Annotated in this window: 15 protein-coding genes; 7 read left to right on the forward strand and 8 right to left on the reverse strand. The window is 62.7% G+C overall.

Going from position 1 to position 15,269, the window contains the following annotated elements; all coding sequences use genetic code 11:
* Positions 1 to 24 precede the first annotated feature (24 nt).
* The gene (locus tag ABWV89_RS18340) at positions 25 to 294 is read right to left on the reverse strand and encodes a PepSY domain-containing protein (protein WP_353400329.1); all 270 of its coding nucleotides are present in this window, start codon (positions 292 to 294) and stop codon (positions 25 to 27) included.
* A gap of 217 nt (positions 295 to 511) precedes the next feature.
* On the opposite strand from ABWV89_RS18340, the gene mnmA reads away from it, so the two are divergent.
* From mnmA to ABWV89_RS18355, 3 genes are all read left to right on the forward strand, one after another.
* Positions 512 to 1,642 (forward strand): tRNA 2-thiouridine(34) synthase MnmA, encoded by a 1,131-nt coding sequence (mnmA, locus tag ABWV89_RS18345; protein ID WP_353400331.1) that lies wholly within the window; start codon positions 512 to 514, stop codon positions 1,640 to 1,642.
* A 185-nt stretch (positions 1,643 to 1,827) separates the two neighbouring features.
* Positions 1,828 to 2,724: an MBL fold metallo-hydrolase gene (locus ABWV89_RS18350; RefSeq protein WP_353400334.1), complete on the forward strand. Its 897-nt coding sequence runs from the start codon at positions 1,828 to 1,830 to the stop codon at positions 2,722 to 2,724.
* Positions 2,725 to 2,786: 62 nt separating this feature from the next.
* Complete coding sequence (locus ABWV89_RS18355; RefSeq protein ID WP_353400337.1) at positions 2,787 to 4,535, forward strand: SulP family inorganic anion transporter; 1,749 nt, start codon at positions 2,787 to 2,789, stop codon at positions 4,533 to 4,535.
* 26 nt (positions 4,536 to 4,561) lie between these two features.
* On the opposite strand, the gene ABWV89_RS18360 is transcribed toward ABWV89_RS18355, so the two are convergent.
* Together ABWV89_RS18360 and ABWV89_RS18365 are read right to left on the reverse strand one after the other, a co-directional pair.
* Entirely contained in the window at positions 4,562 to 5,296 is a 735-nt protein-coding gene (locus tag ABWV89_RS18360; protein WP_353400339.1) for a class I SAM-dependent methyltransferase, read from the reverse strand.
* 117 nt (positions 5,297 to 5,413) lie between these two features.
* Complete coding sequence (locus tag ABWV89_RS18365; RefSeq protein WP_353400342.1) at positions 5,414 to 5,953, reverse strand: winged helix-turn-helix transcriptional regulator; 540 nt, start codon at positions 5,951 to 5,953, stop codon at positions 5,414 to 5,416.
* 73 nt (positions 5,954 to 6,026) lie between these two features.
* Between ABWV89_RS18365 and ABWV89_RS18370 the strand changes: the two genes are divergently transcribed.
* The 3 genes from ABWV89_RS18370 to ABWV89_RS18380 all read left to right on the forward strand — a co-directional run bounded on the left by ABWV89_RS18370 (position 6,027) and on the right by ABWV89_RS18380 (position 8,821).
* Entirely contained in the window at positions 6,027 to 6,401 is a 375-nt protein-coding gene (locus ABWV89_RS18370; protein ID WP_353400345.1) for a VOC family protein, read from the forward strand.
* Positions 6,402 to 6,561: 160 nt separating this feature from the next.
* Positions 6,562 to 7,344, forward strand: coding sequence for a DUF4395 domain-containing protein (locus tag ABWV89_RS18375; RefSeq protein ID WP_353400347.1), 783 nt, complete (start codon positions 6,562 to 6,564; stop codon positions 7,342 to 7,344).
* A 160-nt stretch (positions 7,345 to 7,504) separates the two neighbouring features.
* Positions 7,505 to 8,821, forward strand: coding sequence for an NAD(P)/FAD-dependent oxidoreductase (locus ABWV89_RS18380; RefSeq protein ID WP_353400350.1), 1,317 nt, complete (start codon positions 7,505 to 7,507; stop codon positions 8,819 to 8,821).
* A gap of 40 nt (positions 8,822 to 8,861) precedes the next feature.
* Here the strand turns inward: ABWV89_RS18380 and petA are convergent, their stop codons facing one another.
* The 4 genes from petA to ssb form a co-directional block, all read right to left on the reverse strand.
* A complete protein-coding gene (gene petA / locus ABWV89_RS18385; RefSeq protein ID WP_353400352.1) occupies positions 8,862 to 9,479 on the reverse strand; it encodes a ubiquinol-cytochrome c reductase iron-sulfur subunit in 618 nt (205 codons plus the stop codon).
* Positions 9,480 to 9,647: 168 nt separating this feature from the next.
* Positions 9,648 to 10,973, reverse strand: coding sequence for a DUF3422 family protein (locus tag ABWV89_RS18390; RefSeq protein ID WP_353400355.1), 1,326 nt, complete (start codon positions 10,971 to 10,973; stop codon positions 9,648 to 9,650).
* Positions 10,974 to 11,047: 74 nt separating this feature from the next.
* The gene (locus tag ABWV89_RS18395; RefSeq protein WP_353400358.1) at positions 11,048 to 11,677 is read right to left on the reverse strand and encodes a class I SAM-dependent methyltransferase; all 630 of its coding nucleotides are present in this window, start codon (positions 11,675 to 11,677) and stop codon (positions 11,048 to 11,050) included.
* A gap of 347 nt (positions 11,678 to 12,024) precedes the next feature.
* Positions 12,025 to 12,510: a single-stranded DNA-binding protein gene (ssb, locus tag ABWV89_RS18400; protein ID WP_353400361.1), complete on the reverse strand. Its 486-nt coding sequence runs from the start codon at positions 12,508 to 12,510 to the stop codon at positions 12,025 to 12,027.
* Between the two features lie 203 nt (positions 12,511 to 12,713).
* Between ssb and ABWV89_RS18405 the strand changes: the two genes are divergently transcribed.
* Positions 12,714 to 14,255, forward strand: a complete 1,542-nt coding sequence (locus tag ABWV89_RS18405) for a chloride channel protein (protein WP_353400364.1) — start codon at positions 12,714 to 12,716, stop codon at positions 14,253 to 14,255.
* Positions 14,256 to 14,272: 17 nt separating this feature from the next.
* Here the strand turns inward: ABWV89_RS18405 and ABWV89_RS18410 are convergent, their stop codons facing one another.
* Entirely contained in the window at positions 14,273 to 15,214 is a 942-nt protein-coding gene (locus ABWV89_RS18410; protein ID WP_353400367.1) for a helix-turn-helix domain-containing protein, read from the reverse strand.
* Positions 15,215 to 15,269: the final 55 nt, after the last annotated feature.

Below are 15,269 nucleotides of genomic sequence, written 5' to 3' on the forward strand. Positions count from 1 at the left end.
TTCCGGGGTAAAGCCCGAGGGCAATCAGTCGTCGATTTCCTGCTTCACGATCTCGGCTGACGCGGGGTTGAAGTAGATCTCGACTTTCTTGCCGTCTTTGTTCCAGCCGTAGATCTCATAGCAGTTGCCCTTGGTCACTTTGAAGTTTTTGACCTTGTAGCCCTGGTCCTTGAGGTCTTGCTGGAACTTGGCTTCCGGAATCCATTTTTCCTTGGGCGCATCGCATGAAGGGCCTGCCATGGCGGCGGTAGCGGTGAATGCGAGTGCGGCGGTGATCAACAGTGCTTTTTTCATTTCTCGTCCTTGGATAGATAAGGTGTGGTGGACAGGGATATATGACTCTGTCCGGTTGCTTTCATTCCGATCGGGGGAAGCTCTGCAGCGCTTCTCTCGCGGTGAGGGGATTGAAATCCGCCCAGATGAAGCCAAGCTTAAAAATTGAACATGCAGCGCGTGAGGTTTCGGTTCAGACGTAACACGGTGTCAGCGCCCGGGCTGGGATAATCGGGCAATGAGCAAAGCACAAAGAGTGGTGGTCGGCCTGAGCGGCGGTGTGGATTCCGCGGTCAGCGCGTGGCTGCTCAAACAACAGGGCTACGAAGTCATCGGTATCTTCATGAAGAACTGGGAAGACGATGACGACAGCGAGTACTGCTCCAGCCGGCAAGACTGGATTGACGCCGCCAGCGTGGCAGACGTGATCGGCATCGACATCGAACACGTGAACTTCGCAGCCGAATACAAAGACCGTGTGTTCGCGGAGTTCCTGCGCGAGTACCAGGCCGGCCGCACACCCAACCCCGACATCCTGTGCAATGCCGAGATCAAGTTCAAAGCCTTTCTCGACCACGCCATGCGCCTGGGTGCCGAGAAGATTGCCACCGGCCACTACGCCCGCGTTCGCCTGAACGAGAGCACCGGCAAGCATGAATTGCTCAAAGGCCTGGACCCACTCAAGGACCAGAGTTACTTCCTGCACCGGCTCAACCAGGCGCAGTTGTCCAAGACCTTGTTCCCGGTGGGCGAGCTGCCCAAAACCGAAGTGCGACGCATTGCTTCGGAAATCGGCCTGCCCAATGCCAAAAAGAAGGACAGCACCGGTATCTGCTTCATTGGCGAGCGTCCGTTCCGAGACTTCCTCAATCGCTACATTTCCAAAGAACCCGGCCCGATCAAGGACGAGACCGGGCGTGTCATCGGCAAGCATGTGGGGCTGAGCTTTTACACGCTGGGCCAGCGCCAGGGCCTGGGCATTGGTGGTGTGAAGGCCAAGGGTGCGCAAAAGGGCGGCAACGAACACGCGCCCTGGTTTGTGGCACGCAAGGACATTGATGAAAACACGCTGCGGGTGGTGCAAGGGCACGATCACCCCTGGCTGCTCTCGCCGTCGCTGAAGGCGATCGACACCAGCTGGTGTGCTGGCGAGCCACCGGCCAACGCAGGCATCGCTGCCAAGACCCGTTACCGACAGGCCGATGCGCCCTGCTCACTGGAAGTGCAAGGCGGTGGCGAAGGCTTTGTGCTGCGCTTTGAGGAAGCGCAATGGGCGGTCACGCCTGGGCAAAGCGCCGTGCTGTACGACGGTGACGTTTGCCTGGGCGGCGGTGTCATCGACAGCGACGCTTTTCACCTTCCCGACTGACACAACGCGCCGGCGCCACCGCCACAGAAATGCCACATCGGCCAGCGCGGACTTATTGTGGACTTGCGAAATACCCCTAGGAGTATCATACTTGGCAGTTTAGAGCACCTCGACTGGCAATGACCGGGTCCTTCTTCGGGGTGTCATGCAGGACCCACAGAATTGACCTGAAGGAGCGATCGGCCATGTCCCCAACCTCACGCCTGCAAGTTGAATCCCTGTTCGATCCGGCCACCAGCACGTTCAGCCACATCCTCTGGGACAGTGCGAACAGCCAGGGCGCCATCATCGACAGCGTGCTCGACTACGACCCGAAATCCGGCCGCTCCAGCACCGAGAGCGCCGACAGGCTCGTCGCCCGCGTCAAGGCACTGGGGGTGCAGGTGCAGTGGATTCTGGAGACCCACGTCCACGCAGACCACATCTCGGCCGCGCCCTACCTGAAGCAGGCACTGGGCGGGCAGGTCGCCATCGGCGCTCATGTACGCACCGTGCAAAAGACCTTTGGCCAGCTGTTCAATGCCGAAGAGGCGTTTGTACGCGACGGCAGCCAGTTCGACCGGCTGTTTGAGGACGGCCACCATTTCCAGATCGGTGAACTGCAGGCCTTGGCGATGCACACGCCGGGCCACACACCCGCCTGCATGACCTATGTCGTGCGGGACCACAGCGTGGACCCGATCCGCACCGTGGCCTTTGTGGGGGACACCTTGTTCATGCCGGATTTCGGCACCGCCCGTTGCGACTTCCCCGGCGGCAGCGCTTCCACGCTGTATCGGTCCATCCAGAAAGTGCTGGCCCTGCCGCCTGAGACCACGCTCTACCTGTGCCACGACTACCCACCCGAGGACAGAGCGGCGCAATGCATCACCACCGTGGCCGAGCAGCGTGCAGCCAACATCCATGTGCACGAGGGCATCGCTGAAGCCGATTTCGTGGCCATGCGGGAGAAGCGCGATGCCACCCTGGACATGCCAGTCCTCATCCTGCCATCGGTTCAGGTGAACATGCGGGCTGGCCATTGGCCCCCGGCAGAGGACAATGGGATAACCTACCTGAAAATTCCGGTCAACGCCGTCTGATCCAGACTGTCGCCCGTATGGCGCAGCCTGCCGGGCGCACGCCCTGTGACGCCACGCCACGCATGAGACACACCCTCAAGGACTGGCTGCCCATTGTGCAATGGGGCAGCCGCTACGACCGCAGCACGCTGGTGGCAGACCTCACCGCGGCTGCGATCGTCACGCTGCTGCTCATTCCGCAAAGTCTTGCACTGGCCCTGCTCGCCGGCATGCCCGCCCAGACCGGGCTGTACGCCAGCATGCTGCCCATCGTGGTCTACGCCCTGCTGGGCAGCAGCCACCAGCTGGCCACCGGCCCCACCGCGCTGCGATCCATCATGTCGGCCTCTGCTGTTGGCGCTGTGGTGGCCAGCACCGGCGCCGACTTTCTGGCCACCTCGGCGCTGCTCGCCCTCATGTGCGGGGTCATCATGCTGGCCATGGGCTTGCTGCGACTGGGCTTTGTGGCCAGCTTCCTCAGTCACCCGGTGCTCACAGGCTTCATCTCGGCGGCGGGGCTGCTCATCGCTGCCAGCCAGCTCAAGTACTTCCTCGGCATTCCCATCAAGGCGGGCAATGTTCCTGAGCTGCTGGGCAGCCTCCAGGCCCTGCCCGCAGGGCCGCACATGCCCACAGCCCTGACTGGCCTGGCTGGCCTGGCCCTGCTCTACGCCTCACGCCGCTGGCTCAAAAGCCTGCTGCTTTCAGCCGGCCTCGGCCAGGGCGTGGCCGATCTCCTGCACAAGGCGGCGCCCCTGTTCATCCTGATCGGTTTCATCGCCCTGAGCTGGGCCATGGATCTGGGCGGGCGCGGCGTGGCGGTCGTGGGCAAGGTGCCTTCCGGCCTTCCGTCGCTCTCGCTGCCCTCATGGGGAGACGCACCCCTGCAGCTGGTGCAGGCGCTGCTCGTCCCTACCATCCTCATCAGCCTGGTGGGATTCATCGAGTCCGTGTCGGTGAGCCAGTCCATGGCCGCCAAGCGGCGCGAGCGCATTGACCCCGATGCCGAATTGCGCGGGCTCGGCGCGGCCAATATCGCCGCCGGCCTGACTGGCGCCTTCTCGGTCGGGGGCAGCTTCTCACGTTCAGTGGTCAGCAGCGATGCCGACGCGCGCACCCCTGCCTTCGGCATCTTCACGGCGGCCATCCTGGCCATCACGGCCCTGTTCTTCACGCCTGCGTTGTTCCACCTGCCGCAAGCCGTCCTGGCCGCCACCATCATGGTGGCTGTGCATTCACTGCTCGACTTCGGTAGCTTCGCGCGCACCTGGCGATATTCCCGGATCGACTTCATTGCCATGGCACTGACCTTTGTGGTCACCTTGATGGTGGACATTGTCAGCGGCCTGGCCACCGGTGCGGTCGTCTCCATCGTGCTGCACCTCTGGCGCTCCAGTCGCCCCCACATCGCTGAAGTGGGCCGCGTCCCCGGCACCGAACACTATCGCAACATCCTTCGCCATGAGGTTCATACCATGCCGGGCGTCATGGGGCTTCGCGTCGATGAGAGCCTCTACTTTGCCAACGCCCGCTACCTCGAAGACCACGTATCGGCACAAATGGCCAGTCATCCTGACGTCACCGACCTTGTGCTGCAATGCACTGCTGTCAACGACATCGACGCCAGCGCGCTGGAGAGCCTGAAAACCATCAATGCTCGGCTCAGGGATGCCGCCGTTCGCCTGCACCTGAGCGAGGTGAAAGGCCCGGTGATGGATCGCCTCAAGCGCAGCGACTTGCTCGATCAGCTCAGCGGGCAAGTGTTCCTCACCCACCATCAGGCCATGACCGCCATGGAGCAGGCCAGGTCCGACCCGGCTGCGGCCATCTGAACCAACACGGTTATGGCCGTCTGTGCTCAGGCCTTGCGCCGGAGCAGGCGAACATGCATTGGGCGCACGAAGTCTGCGCCATTCGGTGTCTGGTGTGGCTCGTACACACCCCGCACCTTGGCCAGCATCTCCTCCGTGATGTGGTGGTCGGCAAAGCTGGGGTACATCATGCGTTTGGCGAAATCTTCAAAATCGGCATAGTGCACCGATTGCGCAAACCGTTCCTCGCCTGCCGCTTCCCACTGCCTGCCATCCGCCAAGGCCCGGTCCAGCGCGGCCTGCGCCGCGGGACGCACCACGCCTTCGTCGTTGTACAGGCGAATGAGCTCGTTCAGAGCGCCACCGTAGATGGGCTCTGACACGTAGAGAAAGCCACCAGGCTTGAGCACCCGCGCCACTTCGCTCAGCGCCTGGTCCATCAAGGGCATGGGCACATGGTGCAAGGATTTGAGCATCACGGCGATGTCAAAACTCGCGTCCGCGAATGGGATGTCTTGCGCGCCCGCTGCCACGAAGTTCAACCCCTCCTGCGGATGGGCCAAGTTGCGCTCATGTTGAATGGCATCGACTTCCAAACCCGTGACCTGACACGCAGGCCAACGCTGGAGCAGTTGCCGCGCCGTTCGGGCATTGCCGCATCCCAGCTCAATGATGCGCTGGTTGCTCAAGCCCATCAGTCGGTCCATCAGCACCAGCTCGTCTTCCTGCAAAGGCAGGCTGTCGGGTGGCTGGAGGGGTTCGAGGTAGGAAGCTGAAATCATGCGTCGGACTGCACTGAGAGGTTGAACGAATGAACGAACGAGCGAACGGGTTCATGTTGGCATTCTTCTGCAAGCATCGGCTGCTCCGCCTTCATCAAAGTCAATCGCGGGCCACTTTCAGATGGCCTTGGCCAGATAGAGCCCGTCGGTCGTCAAACCGTAAATGCCAGGGTTCTTTCCACGCCCTTCGATCTCTTCGCGAAACACCAGGTCGTTGGCCGCCAGCGTCTGCAGCCCCTGCGAAATGGCGCGGGGGGTTGCGCTGCTCAGCACATGGCTTATTTCACTGAATCGACAGGCGCCGCTACCAATGGTGGAAACCAGCGGCATACCCCAGCTGGACAGCGATCCAGGCGCGAGCCCCAGCTTCTGCTGCGCAGCGTGAAGCGGCGCCGCACTTGCAGCGATAGCCGCGCCCTCTGAAGTCAGCACATACTCCGGACGCAGCGGATGCCCGTGGCCTGGGTTGCGCGCCACCCAGCCTGCCTCACCCAGCGCTTGTAGGGTACGCACCAGGCTGTCCCGGGGGGCGCCCACCCGGTGCAGCAGCTCGACGAAGCGCGCCCCCTTGTGCGTGAGCAGATCCTCCAGCACAGCCAGGTTCCATCGCCCTCGACACAGGGCAATCAGGTCATCCATCGCAAGATTTGACGGCATCGGCTAATAACTATACATTCCAGACCATATAGACACAATATCAGCGCAAAACAGAACCGACAGGAGAGAAACCATGACACTCGCATACACCCCCGAACTCAGTGCTTCCATTGGCGTTACAGACCTGGAAGCATCGCTCGCCTGGTACACCGATGTGCTGGGTTTTGAGCTGCTCTACAAGCTCGATGATATGGGCTGGTGCGAGCTGACCACCGGCGTTCCCGGCGTCACCGTCGGACTCTCCCAGGTGGAAACCGTGGTTCACGGCGGTGGCGCCACCAACGTCTGGGGCGTGAAGGACATCAACGCCGCCAAAGCGCACCTGGACGCGAAAGGCGTCAGGCAAGACGGCGATATCCAGCACATCCCCGACATGGTCAAGCTCATCACGTTCTTCGATCCGGACGGCAACGCCATGATGTTTGCCGAGAATTTGCAGTCAACTTGAAGTTGCAATTCAAAGCTGGCCCAACCCTCCCACGCGTCATCCCATAGGCTTCCCAGCCACACATCGGCAGAAAAGACAACCCTACACCCTAGGGTTCCCGCCATGGCAGACCTTCCCGAACTGATATATAACCAAACACCAATATTTGGAGGTCTGGACCATGAACCAGCTGACATCTTCTTCTGCCCTGCCGTTCTTCCGGTTCGGTGAACGTGTCGAAGGCTATGCCGTGCCGGTGCTCAACGAGCGAGCGGTGCGAGCGGCGGCGGGGATTCTGTTTTTTGCGGCGGTGGTGTCTTTCATGAACGCCTTCCTCACCGCGAACTACCAGCCCACGCGCCTGTTCGTGATCATTTTTCTGGCCGACATGACGCTGCGCATGATCGACCCGCGCTGGTCGCCCTCGATGATCATTGGGGGATGGATTGTGCGCAACCAGACGCCCGAATGGGTGGGTGCGCCGCAAAAGCGTTTTGCCTGGGGCCTGGGCATGTTGCTCGGCATGACCATGATGTACCTGATGGTCTTCAACCGCTACATGGGGCCGCTGAACATGCTGGTGTGCGCCAGCTGCCTGACGCTGATGTTCTTTGAAACCGCGTTCGGCATTTGCCTGGGCTGCAAGCTCTACAACGTGTTCAACAAGGAAAAGGCGCAGCTCTGCCCTGGCGGTGTGTGCGAAGTGCCCATTCGCAAGAGCCCGATGCTGCGCGCTGGTGAAATCATCACCTTGGTGGTGTTTGCTGCGGGCGTGTATGTGGCGGCCGGCTGGGTGAAGAGCACGGGGGCCGTCCAGGGCGGTTTCGACGAATTTGCCACCGTGGAGGAAATGGGCCTCACCGGTGTGGCGGGCGAGTCCGACGCCGAACGCTGCGAGGTGCCGGCCTTTGCCAGGCTCCTCGGTCATGAAGACCAATGGAAGAAGCACAACAACTGCCCATAGGATGGACTGGAATGGGGCTCCAGAAGCAGGTGTGACAAGTGGCTGTTGGGGGCACACCGCATATTTCTGTCCGTGGGTGCACCAGGAAGAAAAAGCCGTGAGATGATGCGCGCTTGAGGCCTTCACCTGAGGGTCCGCCCGTCATTCGCAAAGGTCTTCCATGCCCGCCACTGCCACCTCCGCTCCTTCTGGCACGCTGACCCCACACGCACCGTCCTACTACGCCCATTCGGCCCACGCGGCGCCGCCACGCCCGCCACTGCAGGGCGCCACCGAAGCCGATGTCTGCATTGTCGGCGCCGGCTACACCGGCTTGTCGGCCGGCATCACGCTGGCTGAAGCGGGCATGAAGGTGGTGGTGTTGGAATCGGCCCAGGTGGGCTGGGGCGCATCCGGCCGAAACGGCGGTCAGATCGTCCACAGTTTCTCCCGCGACATCGACGTCATCGAGCGCCAATACGGCCCCGCCGTGGCCGAGCCCTTGGCGAAGATGATGTTCGAAGGCGCCAGCATCATCCGCGAGCGGGTGAAGCGCTACGGCATCGACTGCGACCTCAAGGACGGCGGCATTTTTGCGGCCATCAGCGAGCGCAAGGCCAAAGGCCTGCACGAGCAAAAGGCCTTGTGGGAGCGCTGGGGCCACCCGGGCATGCAGATCGTGGACACGCCCAACGACGTGCGACGCCTGGTGAACACCGAGCGCTACCACACGCTGCTGGTGGACCCCACCGGCGGGCATTTCCACCCGCTCAATCTGGCGCTGGGCGAAGCCGCCGCGCTGGAGAGCCTGGGCGGCCGCATTCACGAAGGCAGTGAGGTGACGCGCATTGACCGCGGCACGCACCCGGTGGTGCACACACGCGGCGGCGGGCAGGTCAAGGCCCGCTATGTCATCGTGGCGGGCAATGCCTACCTCGGCGGGCTGGAGCCCAAACTGGCCAGCCGTTCCATGCCCTGCGGCACGCAAGTCATTGCCACCGAACCACTGGGCGAGCGTGGCGATGCCCTCGTGCCATCGGACTATTGTGTGGAAGACAACAACTTTCTGCTCGACTACTTCCGCCTCTCGGCCGACAAACGACTCATCTACGGCGGCGGCGTGGTCTACGGCGCGCGCGAACCTTCAGAAGTGAAGTCGCTCATCCTGCCCAAGATGCTCAAGACCTTCCCCAGCCTGGAAGGCGTGAAGATCGACTTCGGCTGGACGGGCAACTTTCTCCTCACGCTCTCGCGCCTGCCGCAGTTGGGCACGCTGGAGCCCAACATCTATTTCTCACAAGGCTGCTCGGGCCACGGCATCACCTTCACTCACCTGGCTGGCCGAGTGGTAGGCGAAGCCATCAAGGGCGATGCGACGCGCTTTGGCGCCTTTGCGCGCTTGCCGCACCACCCCTTCCCGGGCGGGCGCATGTTCAGGGTTCCGTTCACCGCCATGGGCGCTCTCTGGTACCAGATGCGCGATCAGTGGGGCATCTGAAACGGATCACCCCTAACAAGCTCGAGCCCTGGTCAGGTGTTCAAGCCGCTCCCGTTTCGTCCTCGCCAATCACGATGCGTGAGTCGCTGACGAAGGCGTAGCGCGGCACTTCCAGGTTGGTCGGCGCCGGTTTGTTCTTGAACACGCGGCCCGCAAAATCGAAGGTGGAGCCGTGGCAGGGGCAGAAGAAGCCCCCTGACCAATCGGCCGGAACGCTGGGGTTGCTGGTGCCTTCGGGCAGCGTCACGGGCGAACAACCCAGGTGCGTGCAAATGCCCACCGCCACAAAGATCTCCGGCTGGCGGGAACGGGTGGCGTTCTGCGCATAGTCCGGCTGCTGGTCCTTGGCCGAGTCCGGGTCGGCCAGGTCGTGGGTAGCGCTGGCCAGGCTGGCCAGCATCTCGGGCGTGCGCCGCAACACCCAGACCGGTTTGCCCCGCCATTCCGCAGTGATCATCTGCCCTGGTGCCAGACCACTGATGTCCACTTCCACTGCTGCGCCTTGTGCCTTCGCACGCTCGCTGGGAGCAAAGCTGCTCACCAGCGGCACCGCTACGCCGGCCGCAGCCGCCGCGCCCATGGCGCTGCTGGCGAGAATCCAGGTGCGGCGGTCGGAGGTCGAAATGGGTGAAGCAGGATGTATGACGGCAGATGACATGGCAGTTTCCCAGGCAAGGCGACGACGAAGCGGGCAAAGCCCGGTCAGCTCGCCCTTTGCGTCACCTTATCCCGCCATCGCACATGGCTGCCATGACAAATCGCATGTCGCGACGCGAACACCAAACCCGCGGAATTGTCGCGTCAAATCACCGCATGGCCGGCGCCGTCAATGCCCGCCCGAATGCAGCTTGTCGTGAATGCGCTTGGTCAGACGCCAGACACCAAACAGCACCACCGGTATGGACACACCTGCCACAATTTCCGGGCTGAGTGGCAGGCCGGCCAGCTTGCCGGCCTTGGCGAAGTAGTAGACCAGGCTCACCACGTAGTAGGAGATGGCCGCGATGGACAGGCCCTCCACTGTGGTCTGCAGGTTGAGCTGCAGCTCTTGCCCGCGGGTGAGCTTCTCCAGCAGCTGCCGGTTCTGCTCTTCGGTGGCAATGTCGACCCGTGTGCGCAGCAAGGCACTGGCGCGGGAGATGCGCTCGGACAGCGAGGTCAGCCGGTGTGAAGTGGCAGCCACCGTGGCCATGGCGGGCGAGAGCCGGCGATGCATGAACTCGCTGATGGTCTGCGTGCCGGGGATCGGTTGCTCGCGCAGTTCGGCCACGCGCTGTTCGACCAGATCGTGATACGCGCGGGTAGCGGAGAACCGATAGGCGTGTTCGGCGGTCAGTCTCTCCACGCCTGCCGCGAGCGACACCAGCGTGTCGAGCAGCGCCTGATCGGAAGTGCTCTTGTTCTCCAGCTGAGAGGTGATGTCCACCAGTTGTCGCTCGGCCATGCCGAGCTGAGGGCCCAGCAGCTTGGAGACAGGCAGGCCCTTGAGTGCCATCAGCCGATAGGTTTCGAGCTCGATCAGCCGGGCTGAGATGCGGCCCGCACGGGTTTCACTGGTGCCCGGTGGCGCAATGATGAGCATGCGCTCGTAACCGGTCTCACGCAACTGGAAGTCCGTGACGATGATGGAGTGGCGCTGATTGCCCATGAGGGAGGCCACCACCGGGTGCTCGCCCAGCCAGGTGCGGGCATCGTCCAGGCGTGCAACCGGGTCTGACAGGTCGCCCTCGACCATTGCGATCTTGATGGCAGAGAACGTGCGACCGGGAATACCTGCGATCCACGCCGGCGAAATGGACTCGTGCACCGGCAGCTCGGGGTCGCACACGCCCAGGCCAGCACCTTCGGGCAAGGGCTGCACGATGGAGTAACGGGTGAACTCGGTGTGCCGCTCCCACTTGAGGGTGCAGCCATCCAGGCGCAAGCGCAGAAAGTTGTCGGAAAGCTGGTCGATATTGAGCGAGGCTTGCCCGGAGAGCTTTTGCAGGTGAGCCAGCTCATCTTCTCGCCGCACATCGCTGTTGAACACTGCCACGTAGATCACCAGCGCGGGCAGTCGGATGCGTGCCGGAGGGCGCGCATGCACCTCGTCGTGCAGCACCCTGCGCATGGCGTCGTCAGCTGGCAGGTGGTGTGTGGTGGTCGTCGTCATGTCAGAAAGCGAGGCGAAGCGATGGAAGAAGCAACGGGTGGAAAGCTCAGGTGGGGAAGCAATGGCCAATGCGATCAGGCTGAGCGGCAACCCACCCATCGGGTGACCCTGGCCAGCCCCTGATGACCAGGCCCTTCGTCAAGCGTCGTCTCGCCTTCCCAGGACAGCACAGGCGTGAGCAAACCGCCAAAATCGGCATCGAGCAGCGTGGGTGTCATCAGCATGTCCACGTCTTTCGGGCCGCCGCTGTTGTGCTTGAGTTGTTCAGGATGGAAGCCTTCCAGGATCAACCAGCCGCCGGGACACAAGGCTTTGGCCAGCCGTTGGTGTGCTGCTGCACGAATGCTCGATGGCAGATGGACATAGACGAGAACAACAGCATCGAACTGACCGGCAGGTGGCGTCCATTCGGCCAGGTCCGCCAGAACCGTATCGACCTTGACGCCTCGCCCGGACGCCAGACGAGCCCCTTTCTCCAGGCCGACGCTGGAGCTGTCCATGGCTGTCACGTCAAAGCCCTGCTCCGCCAGCCAGACGCTGTTGCGCCCTTCCCCGTCACCTGGCACCAGTACCCTGGCGCCGGGCGGCAACCGGTGCGCCTGTTCGGCCAGAAATGCATTGGGGCGGGTGCCATATTTGAAGGCGTCACCCGAGAAGCGTTCGTCCCAGAAATTCATGCCGCCAACCATATCGCAGATCATCATCACCCACACATCCGGCGCGCAAAATTTCCCGCTTGCGACACCGACCCTGTCACACCTTGCGTGGCATCCACCTCTTTCTTGTGCAGACGCCACCGGCATGCCCAAAAAGAAAACCCGCCAAAGCACGAAGCTTGGCGGGCACAAGGCCACGTCCGGGAGGAAAGACGTGGCGTCAGGGATCGGTCTGGTTTCGGTGACAAAACCAAGTCAACGCGTTATCGCATTAACAATGCTTTAAAGGTACCACGGACTTGGCTTGCGCGCACGGGGTACCTGCCATTTAGTTGTTACCAGCAGTTAGGCAAAGCTTGCTGGAACGCAAGCCAGTGCTCACTTTCAAGCGACCATCAGAACGGAATGTCGTCGTCCATGTCTTCAAAACCGCTGGCCTGCGGCGCCGGTGCTGGCGCGGGTGCTGCACGAGGCGCAGCAGGCGCACGGGCCGGCGCTGGCGCACGCGAGTAGCCACCACCGCCACCGCCGCCGCCTTCGCCACCGTCACGGCCGCCCAGCAGCTGCAATTCGGTGGCAATGATGTCGACGGTGTTCTTCTCGACACCGGACTGATCGGTGTACTTGCCGTACTTCAGGCGACCTTCCACGTAGATGGGGCGGCCCTTCTTCACATACTCGCCAGCGATCTCGGCCAGGCGGTCATAAAAGGTGATGCGGTGCCACTGGGTGTCCTCGATCATCTCGCCGGAGTTGCGGTCCTTGCGACGGCTGGAGGTGGCCAGACTGACATTGGCCACGGCCTGGCCAGAAGGCAGGTAACGGATTTCGGGGTCGCGGCCGCAATTGCCGACGAGGATGACTTTGTTCACTGAAGCCATGAAGCGTCCTTGGAAGTACCGGTTGTATGAGTGATCTGCTGAGGATCAGGATCGGTGCGCGCGACTGGGCACGGCCGCCCCATCCTGAGCTCCCTGGGCAAGAAGTGTTGCCGCAAAGCCGCGACAAGCAAACCCTCATTGTGCCCCAAGCGTCCCTTGCCAGGACAGATCGCCTCAATTGGTGACACAATAAGAGGCAGACCATGACCCGTGAGCCCGATTTTCTCCAAAACCTGCAGGACGAACTGTCAGATGGGCGAGCGTGGCTGGACCGCTCCATCGTCATGGGATACGCGGTTCTGGCAGGGCTTTTCGTGGTCATCTTCGCCCTGATGAGCGAATACGCTTTCGAGCTGTTCGAGCATCTGCGTGCCATCTCCCCCTGGATTGTTCTGGTCTGGACACCGGCCATCATGGCCCTGATCGTCTGGGCCACGCGACGCTGGTTTCCCGGCGCAGCCGGCTCGGGCATCCCGCAGGTGATGGTGGCCCTGGAGCCCGGTCTGCCCGAATCCACCCGCATGCGCTTTGTCTCCCTGCGCGTGACCCTGGCCAAGATGTTCCTGGGCGCATTGGGCATGCTGGCCGGTGCATCGGCCGGACGCGAAGGCCCATCGGTGCAGGTGGGTGCCGGCGTGCTCCACCACGCCCGCCGCTGGCTGCGCCCGGCCTCGGGCATTGGCGACCGTGGCCTGCTGCTCGCGGGTGGCGCGGCCGGAATCGCTGCGGCCTTCAACGCCCCCCTGGCCGGGGTGGTGTTCGCTATCGAAGAACTCTCCAAGCGCATGGAAGCGCGCTACAACGGCGTCATCATTGCCTCCATCGTGATCGCCGGTGTGGTCGGTATCGCCGTGTTCGGCAACGTCACCTACTTTGGCTCACTCGACAGCGAAAAGCTGGAGTTCCTGCCCAGCCTGGCCGTGGTGGTCAGTTGTGGCCTGCTCGGGGGACTGTTCTCCCGCCTCCTGTCAGCCTCCATGGCGGGCATGCCCGATACCTTCTGCCGATTCCGCCACCGGCATCCCGTGCGATTCGCCGCCATCTGCGGACTGGCCATCGGTGTGATCGGCATGGTCACCGGCGGAGCCACCTTTGGTGCTGGTGGCGAGGAAGTGCGCCACATGCTCTCGGGCGAGAGTGATATCTCGAGGGTCTACTTCCTGCTCAAGCTCATTGCCACCTGGCTCACCCAGTGGAGCGGCGTGCCCGGCGGCATCTTTGCACCCTCACTGTCCATTGGCGCTGGCATCGGGCACGACATCGCGCAAGTGGTCTCGGGCAGCAATGCCAGCACGCTGGCCCCCACGCTGATTGCCCTGGGCATGGCCAGCTTCCTGGCGGCCACCACCCAGGCTCCGCTGACCTCTTTCATCATCGTCATGGAAATGATCGATGGCCGCCCTCTGGTGCTGAGCCTGATGACCGCCTCCATGGTCGCCAGCCTGATCTCACGCATGATCAGCCGGCCGCTGTATGGCAGCCTCAAGGACATGATGATGGCCCGCAACCCCGGCCCCACGGTGGAGCAGCAGATCGTGCCGGAAGAGGAAGGGCCACCGCGCGAAGCCGATGTCATCGCAGCTCGCACAGCAGAAGAGGCAGAACAGGCCCGCGAAGCCGGCACCAGCCCGGACAGCGAGCTGCCAGGCTGGAAGCAAGGCGTCTTGCCGATTGACTCCCAGTTCGACGCACGGGACGGGGCTGCAGACGGGCCAGCCACTCCGTCAGACGGCAAGCCAAGCTGACAAGGCGGCCGTAGCCGTCAGCATGCCACCTTGCGCCGTTGAATCCACGGCGACTGGGCCGATGCAGCCGGGCGCGGGATGGATGCGTCGCGGCGCGAGAGGTGCCACATCAGCCAGTCAGGCAGTGCTTCATTGTCCATCGATAGAACATCGGGGGAGAAAAAGCAGCTGGGTGATGCGCCATAGCATTGGGTCCACACCTTTGCAAAATGCGCTGAATCGACAAAGCCCGCCGCCTGTGCAATGTCGGTCAGCGGGCTTTGTGTGCCCATGAATGTGGCCGCTGCACGGATCTTGCTGAAAAGGGCATATCGCCGCACCGAGAGCCCGAGACACCGGGCAAACAGGCGCGAGACATGATGGGCCGACAAGCCCAGTGCAGCACCGAGCGCCTCCAGCTCGCAGGAAGGGTCTTCGTCGAGCAGCACCATCATCGTTCGCACGCGCTCATCCAGTGGCGCTGGCGCTGGCCACCTGGACGCCACCTCCTTGACGGCCAGGGAGACCATGCGGTTGACATCGTTGCCGACAATCCGCCCTGCACTGAACCCCTCTGAGAGAGCCAGCAGCTGCGGGCAGTCGGCCCGGTCATAAACGTGAACGCCCACAGCAGGCCCTTTGGAGAACGCTGTGTAGCGCCCATGCGGTGGCTCCAGATCGATCAGGACGAAAGGCACGCTGTCGCACTGCAAGGTCTTGCGCAGCATGGGGGAGACGCTGATCACTTGGCCGGTCACGACGCGACCCTCGTACTGCACGGTCAGGGGCCGGTCGGTCACGGCGCACATGAGCGAGGCCGATTGGCGCTGTGTCACGTTGGCCAAGCCGTCGGTGGCGAAGATCAGTGCGTCACCCAATAGCCGAGCACGCGGCTTGCCGGGCACCGGGCTCGCGTCCGTCGCCGAGCCGGTGCATTCGTCCGGACACGGGTTTTCGTTGACCATGAGCGTCCATGTCATTCGCTTCCCCTTGAGTTGACTCGGCTGCAATCCTGCCTGCCCACCATCCTAGAGG

It is taken from the genome of Hydrogenophaga sp. 5NK40-0174 (assembly GCF_040372165.1).
Taxonomy (GTDB): Bacteria; Pseudomonadota; Gammaproteobacteria; order Burkholderiales; family Burkholderiaceae_C; genus Hydrogenophaga.

Bases quoted from the DNA above. Each gene is read 5' to 3' on its own strand.
- ABWV89_RS18340 (WP_353400329.1), bottom strand. From the start codon at position 294: ATGAAAAAAGCACTGTTGATCACCGCCGCACTCGCATTCACCGCTACC.
- mnmA (WP_353400331.1), top strand. From the start codon at position 512: ATGAGCAAAGCACAAAGAGTGGTGGTCGGCCTGAGCGGCGGTGTGGAT.
- ABWV89_RS18350 (WP_353400334.1), top strand. From the start codon at position 1,828: ATGTCCCCAACCTCACGCCTGCAAGTTGAATCCCTGTTCGATCCGGCC.
- ABWV89_RS18355 (WP_353400337.1), top strand. From the start codon at position 2,787: ATGAGACACACCCTCAAGGACTGGCTGCCCATTGTGCAATGGGGCAGC.
- ABWV89_RS18360 (WP_353400339.1), bottom strand. From the start codon at position 5,296: ATGATTTCAGCTTCCTACCTCGAACCCCTCCAGCCACCCGACAGCCTG.
- ABWV89_RS18365 (WP_353400342.1), bottom strand. From the start codon at position 5,953: ATGCCGTCAAATCTTGCGATGGATGACCTGATTGCCCTGTGTCGAGGG.
- ABWV89_RS18370 (WP_353400345.1), top strand. From the start codon at position 6,027: ATGACACTCGCATACACCCCCGAACTCAGTGCTTCCATTGGCGTTACA.
- ABWV89_RS18375 (WP_353400347.1), top strand. From the start codon at position 6,562: ATGAACCAGCTGACATCTTCTTCTGCCCTGCCGTTCTTCCGGTTCGGT.
- ABWV89_RS18380 (WP_353400350.1), top strand. From the start codon at position 7,505: ATGCCCGCCACTGCCACCTCCGCTCCTTCTGGCACGCTGACCCCACAC.
- petA (WP_353400352.1), bottom strand. From the start codon at position 9,479: ATGTCATCTGCCGTCATACATCCTGCTTCACCCATTTCGACCTCCGAC.
- ABWV89_RS18390 (WP_353400355.1), bottom strand. From the start codon at position 10,973: ATGACGACGACCACCACACACCACCTGCCAGCTGACGACGCCATGCGC.
- ABWV89_RS18395 (WP_353400358.1), bottom strand. From the start codon at position 11,677: ATGATGATCTGCGATATGGTTGGCGGCATGAATTTCTGGGACGAACGC.
- ssb (WP_353400361.1), bottom strand. From the start codon at position 12,510: ATGGCTTCAGTGAACAAAGTCATCCTCGTCGGCAATTGCGGCCGCGAC.
- ABWV89_RS18405 (WP_353400364.1), top strand. From the start codon at position 12,714: ATGACCCGTGAGCCCGATTTTCTCCAAAACCTGCAGGACGAACTGTCA.
- ABWV89_RS18410 (WP_353400367.1), bottom strand. From the start codon at position 15,214: ATGACATGGACGCTCATGGTCAACGAAAACCCGTGTCCGGACGAATGC.